Genomic DNA, 6205 nt, shown 5'->3' with positions numbered 1-6205 from the left:
GCGTCATTCGTAAGGCGATCAAGAACCGGAAGATTTTTCGGACTGATGAGTCAGTCATGAAGGTAATCTATCTGGCCATGGAAAAAGCTTCCGAGAAATGGACCATGCCGATCAGGAACTGGAAAGCAGCCATGAACCGGTTTGAAATTATGTTTCCTGACCGGTTCAAGGAGTAATAGTTTTGGTGGCGTTTACACAGAATTATTTACAGGCTCTCTCCACTTCCACTTCCACTTCCACTTCCACTTCCACTTCCACTTCCACTTTCACTTCCACTTCCACTTCCACTTCCACTTCCACTTCCACTTCCACTTCCACTTCCACTTCCACTTCCACTTCCACTTCCACTTCCACTTCCACTTCCTTCTTCGAGGCCTTCCTTTTCGAAAAGGACAGAGCCTGCCATAAAGCACTCAGAGTCAGGTCAGAGTTTAGATACTGTCGCTCGCTGGAAGGAACTGGAAGCTGTAGCTAAAGCCCAAACGCCAGGTGAGCCTGAGTGGTGTGAGGCTTGGGCTTGTGCCAAGGACTTCGCTTTGGAATGTGCAAAGGAGGACTATCATTTCAACCTTAATGCGGCCATAGCGCTAACTCGGTTGAATCATCTTGATCAGGCCATTGAAATTTTGTTTCAACAGTTGCATATGCTTGAACATGAATGTGATCAAGCGTACTTCATGGGCGTGAATAAACAGCTGGGTTATATATTTTACAGAAAAGAAAGCTACATAGATGCTGTTTATTACTATATGTGCGGCATTGACAGCTCAAAGGCTGTACCAGATATAGTCTACAACTATATAACCACCGCGATGGGGGCTTTAGGGGAAGGTGATTGCCCTGAATTCAGGCAGTTAGCAGTTAACTGGTACCACCGGCTTTTTTCACGGTCGATGGAGGCAAAGAGGTTGTCCGAGAATAAACGACCCTGCGGGGCAACTGCTCCTGCGTTGTTCTAGTTCCAGTCCTTATGCCTTCGTTGTGGCGTTTTGAAAGGCATGGTGTTGCTATGACTCGCCTGGCCATAGGAACGCCCTGATACGCTGATAACGCAACGAAATATCTACAGGCCCTAATCACCTCACTGAGTGGGATTTGCATTCCTGTCTTTGAGTCAGTATCACTATCAGGGTGCTGCTGGCCGTTTTGTTTGAGGAGCATTCTGGAGATCGCAATTGGCATCTCATTTCCCGTTTCTTTCTTTTGTTGAGGAGATTTGTATAGAGGGGTTATATACAAAACTTAAGTTTTGGCTTTTCTGCGGAAAGTTGAGCAGCTCTGCATTGAACTGTTGGCAAGGAGTTCACTTTCCCGGATCTTATTGCCCACTATTTGAAACCTCTGACTTTGCTCGTCCGAGCCAAGATACTTGGAACAGGTAGAAGAGTTGACTGATTGTTTGCTTTTTACAGACTGTCACGAATGGCAGAACTGATTATAAAATAGCTTGTATATGGTTATTGAAAAGCCTGTTTGCTGTGTTGTATCCGTTTGTGAAACAATGCGTGATAAGTAATAGTTTAAGTGGCCACCGAAAAGTGATTGCGTCTAATCCTGTTGTTCTTTGAATAGTCAGCTTCATGCTCCGTTTTAGTGCGGGGATATGGTTATGTTCTTGGAAGTGGGGGTGTTCGTACCACAGTAGGGTGGCTCTAAGGTAGCCATATACGTGATTGACATCGATGGATTCAGGCCAAATGTAGGCATTATCCTGGCGAATCATCACGGTCAGGTATTGTGGGCTCGGCGGATCAGGCAGGATGCCTGGCAATTTCCCCAGGGTGGTATCAATGATGGGGAAACGCCGGAAGATGCGATGTACAGAGAGCTGTTTGAGGAAATAGGTCTTCATCCTGAAGATGTAGAAGTCCTTGGCTGTACCCGGGGGTGGTTACGTTATCGTCTGCCGAGACGACTCGTCCGCCGGGATCAGCAACCGCTGTGCATTGGGCAGAAGCAAAAGTGGTTTTTGCTGAAGCTGCTGAGCAATGATGACCGTATTCGGGTTGACCACACGGGGTCTCCGGAGTTTGATGGCTGGCGCTGGGTGAGTTACTGGTACCCTCTTGGTCAGGTGGTTTCGTTTAAACGGGAAGTATACAGACGGGCTCTGAAAGAGTTGGTACCCAGAATTGGGAAGTTACAGTCCAGAGGGGGTGATATTCCGTTGTGAGGCCCGGAAGCTCGGAAAAGGTATCAGGTGTGTGAAAGCCTTGCGCTGGTTGTAGTTGTTTAATGTCAGGAAAGTCTGACAACAAACACATATGGTGCCTTTCTGAACCGGGCCATGCGTCTCGCCCAAAGGGGCGTATCAGGGTGCTCTTATAAGCTGAGCACGCAACGAAATGTCAACAGGCCCTGATCTGATAACTGTTCTACTACTTATCAGTCAACTAGTGTTGGCTATGGATATATATTCAAACTTGTGAGCTGCAATAGAAAGAAGGATGTTACAAGACAATATAATTTGCCATGGATTGCTATTGTACTGTTAAAGTAGTTGCAGCAAGTATTATCAGACCGGGTATGTGATAGACATGCTAAACACCCTGCGCAATATCGTACAGGAAGTCAGTTCTGCCTCTGATCTACAGATGGCACTGCAGATTATTGTGCAGCGGGTTCGTGGTGCCATGAAAACCGAGGTGTGCTCGGTCTATTTATATGACTCTGAGAGTGCCTCTTATACCCTGATGGCTTCAGAAGGCTTAAACCCTTCTGCTGTCGGACAGGTTACTCTTTCTCATTCTGAAGGACTTGTCGGGCAGGTCGGGCTGCGTGAAGAGCCCATAAACCTCGAAGATGCTGCATCTCACCCAAAATTTCACTATATCCGTGAAACTGGAGAAGAGCGCTTTACCTCTTTTCTGGGGGTCCCCATCATCCACCACCGTAATACGCTGGGCGTACTGGTCGTTCAGCAGGTTGAGCAGCGGCGTTTTGATGAACATGAAGAAGCCTTTCTGGTCACCATGTCCGCTCAGCTGGCAGGGGTTATTGCCCATGCCCAGGCAACGGGCTCAATAAATAATGTCTCTACCCCCACCCGGAAAAGAAGAATTGCGCGCTTTCAGGGAAGTGCAGGAGCCACTGGGGTAGCGATAGGTGATGCGGTAGTTATTACGCCTCCGGCGGATCTTGGTGCAGTGCCTGAGCGTACCGGCAAGGATATAGATCTTGAACTTGCTCTGCTTGACGGTGCGCTGGCTGCGGTGCGGGAAGAAATGAAAGAAACCGCTGAACGGCTTTCTGATCGTTTACCTGCCGAGGAGCAGGCACTTTTTGATGTCTATCTGAGAATGCTGGATGACCGGGCTCTTGGGCAGGAGATAAGAGAGCGGATTCGGGGTGGATCCTGGGCTCAGGGGGCCTTGAGACAGGTTATCGAAGAGCATATCCGCAATTTCGAAATGATGGATGACCACTATCTCCGCGAGCGGGCTGCTGACGTGAGGGACCTGGGGCGTAGGGTACTTTCTCATCTCCAGCAGGGAGAGCATGCGAGGGTAGAATACCCGGAGAATACGATTCTGATCAGTGAGGAGCTTTCTCCTGTCATGCTGGGTGAGGTTCCTCAGGAGTCATTGGCTGGCCTGGTTTCCATGCAGGGCTCCAGTAACTCTCATGTAGCTATTCTTGCCCGTGCTTTGGGTGTACCTACAGTAATGGGAGTGGTTGACCTTCCTTTTCATAAGCTTTCCGGTAAAAAACTGATTGTTGATGGCAATCTTGGACTGGTGTACTCCTCTCCAGCTCAGGAGCTGCTGGATTATTACACCGAAGTACTTGAAGAAGAGAATCAGTTCAGTAAAGGGTTGGAAGCCATCAGGGATCTGCCTTGTGAGACCCTGGATAATTACCGTATTCCTCTCTGGGTCAACACGGGCCTGATGACCGATACTATTCGCTCATTGGACAGAGGGGCTGAAGGTGTTGGCTTATACAGGACTGAAGTGCCTTTCATGGTTCGTGACCGTTTTCCCAGCGAATCAGAACAGGAAAAGATATACCGGCATCAGCTTGAAGCATTTGCCCCGCGACCAGTTACCATGAGAACACTGGATATTGGAGGGGATAAGTCTCTGAGTTATTTCCCCATTAAGGAAGATAATCCTTTCCTTGGTTGGCGAGGTATCCGGGTAACACTGGATCACCCGGAAATTTTTCTGGTGCAGGTCAGGGCCATGCTCAAAGCCAGTGTGGGGCTGGATAACCTTCGGATTATGTTGCCTATGATTTCCAGTATTTTTGAAGTCGAGGAAGCGCAACACCTTATTCACAGGGCCCATGCGGAAGTACTTGCTGAAGGTTTGCCGGTATCAATGCCGCCGGTTGGTGTGATGGTGGAAGTGCCTGCTGCCGTTTACATGGTTAAGGATCTTGCCCAGCGTGTAGATTTTCTTTCCATTGGCTCTAATGACCTTGTTCAATACCTGCTGGCCGTAGACCGTAACAATCCAAGGGTATCTGATCTTTATCACTCCTTTCATCCCGCAGTTCTGCATGCCTTGCAGAAGGTGGTGGATGATGCCCATCAGGAAGGAAAGACCGTCAGTATCTGTGGCGAAATGGCTGGTGATCCTGCTGCTGCTGTACTGTTAATGGCCATGGGCTTCGATATGCTGTCTATGAGTGCAGTTAACCTGTTAAAAGTAAAGTGGGTGCTAAGACGCATAGGTATGGATCGTGCGAAGAAGATACTGTCGGATTTGATGAAGCACGACAATGCTCAGGTTATTCGCAGTTCCCTTGAACTTGCCCTTTGTAAAGAAGGAATGGGAAAGGTTCTCGGTATCAAGAGTCGGCGTTTCTAACAGGCCTATTCACCTTGACTAACAGGGACTCCCAGTAGCTCAACCGTTACCGGCTTGGATGATGCTTGCTGTTTTTTGAATTTATAAAATACTTTGACTTTCTTTATGGGGCTCTGCTGCGAAACGATCAATGGAACTATCCTTGAGTAATCCTGCCCATTATCACCATTCTTTTTGCCTTTAATTGTTTTCTGCAGATTGACATGAAATACATCTCCCTTGTTTAGATAAATACGAGCCTGATGCAAGATGGCATCCCCATGAGATATATGGAAACGAAGCTTGCTGAATGCGTCCTCAGTCTGAGGGAAAATCGTTAAGGTATTTTCACTGACCCTTGCTTTGGCTGAACCGACTTCTATCCAGCTATCGTTAGCCAGAATACAGGTTGGCAGTGCTAGAAAAGAGAGAAGCATGGCATAGCAAAATCGGGCAAGCATAGGAGAAGCCTCAGTTCCTGCTGTTTGGACACTTTCCTAGCTTAGCTGATTCTGCTGTAGTTTGATCTTGAACTGACGGCTCTCACCGGCTACTCCTTCCGGCAGGTATCCCGTATCAATCCACTGCAGCTGATCGTGGCTATCGATCATCAATACGCAGGTGTTCCGGGTACCATAGTCTTTACTGGCAATAAAACAGCTGGAAAGCAATTTTTCCACTTCCTTACTGACACCAGTATCCGGTAATTGTTCCTCTGGTGGCTGATGGCTATCATGCATCAACTCAATAAGCTGTTTGCTGTCTGGAGGGACTGATTCTTTTATTGCCTGTGCAAAGCTATTGCGTGCTCTCAACAGCTTAGGCCATGGTGTGTCCAGCAGATGGTTGCTCAAACCATATATCCCGGGAGGGAGGGGAGAAATGCTATGGTCTTTCGAGCGGTTGCTAAAGTAATAAAGGCCTGTTGAGTCCATAATCAGAAGATTGAAGCCTGACCACTTGTCACTCTGTTGCTGAAGTGCATGTAAATAATCAGATGCAGGTTGGGAGCCTGTTACAAAGTCGGAAACCAGTGCGCCTCTGGAATATACGCCAGCAGGGCTTGGCACTTCCCGATAGTTGGTCACGGCGGCAAAGCGGCCATTTTTGTTAATAGCCATCCAGCTACCGCCAGCTTCAAGGTCCCGGCCACCAAACACATCGGGTGAGTCATTCCAGAAGTCAGCTGCCTGTGTCGGGCGCCGATAAAATTCATCTCGATTGGCAGCAAGAATCAGTGGATACTGGCTATCAGGCTGCCATGAAAAAATAATAAGGCACATGAAGTTTATTATCTTGTAGCTTTATGAAGTCCCTGGAGGCTGTTCGAGAATAGCGCCCGTATTGAGGATGGAAGAAAATTGAGGATAAGAGTTCCGTTTTGTAAGGTGAATAGTGGTTCTATTTGTCGA

At 47.9% G+C, this 6205-nt stretch carries 6 protein-coding genes and 1 pseudogene; 4 read left to right on the top strand and 3 right to left on the bottom strand.

Translation table 11 applies throughout. The features are described from left to right. Positions 1 to 176 (top strand): annotated as a pseudogene (locus AK963_RS35100) (IS256 family transposase); the annotation flags it as partial. Positions 177 to 201: 25 nt separating this feature from the next. On the opposite strand, the gene AK963_RS31280 reads toward AK963_RS35100, so the two are convergent. Further along, positions 202 to 354 (bottom strand): hypothetical protein, encoded by a 153-nt coding sequence (locus AK963_RS31280; protein ID WP_175404450.1) that lies wholly within the window; start codon positions 352 to 354, stop codon positions 202 to 204. Between the two features lie 182 nt (positions 355 to 536). Between AK963_RS31280 and AK963_RS05865 the strand changes: the two genes are divergently transcribed. The 3 genes from AK963_RS05865 to ptsP all read left to right on the top strand — a co-directional run bounded on the left by AK963_RS05865 (position 537) and on the right by ptsP (position 4814). Next, on the top strand, positions 537 to 959 hold the full coding sequence (locus AK963_RS05865) for a hypothetical protein (RefSeq protein ID WP_066014533.1): 423 nt from the start codon (positions 537 to 539) through the stop codon (positions 957 to 959). Positions 960 to 1669: 710 nt separating this feature from the next. Continuing rightward, positions 1670 to 2173, top strand: a complete 504-nt coding sequence (gene rppH / locus AK963_RS05860) for an RNA pyrophosphohydrolase (RefSeq protein WP_066014532.1) — start codon at positions 1670 to 1672, stop codon at positions 2171 to 2173. Positions 2174 to 2537: 364 nt separating this feature from the next. Next, the gene (gene ptsP, locus AK963_RS05855; protein WP_066014531.1) at positions 2538 to 4814 is read left to right on the top strand and encodes a phosphoenolpyruvate--protein phosphotransferase; all 2277 of its coding nucleotides are present in this window, start codon (positions 2538 to 2540) and stop codon (positions 4812 to 4814) included. Between the two features lie 5 nt (positions 4815 to 4819). Here ptsP and AK963_RS05850 read toward each other — a convergent pair whose 3' ends face one another. After that, complete coding sequence (locus AK963_RS05850; RefSeq protein ID WP_066014530.1) at positions 4820 to 5254, bottom strand: hypothetical protein; 435 nt, start codon at positions 5252 to 5254, stop codon at positions 4820 to 4822. A 36-nt stretch (positions 5255 to 5290) separates the two neighbouring features. Further along, on the bottom strand, positions 5291 to 6076 hold the full coding sequence (locus AK963_RS05845; protein WP_066014529.1) for an NRDE family protein: 786 nt from the start codon (positions 6074 to 6076) through the stop codon (positions 5291 to 5293). Between the last annotated feature and the right edge of the window lie 129 nt (positions 6077 to 6205).

It is taken from the genome of Endozoicomonas atrinae (genome assembly GCF_001647025.1).
GTDB classification, from domain to species: Bacteria; Pseudomonadota; Gammaproteobacteria; order Pseudomonadales; family Endozoicomonadaceae; genus Endozoicomonas; species Endozoicomonas atrinae.
Note: the sequence above shows the minus strand (reverse complement) of the source record. Positions and strands in the feature narration are given on the sequence as shown.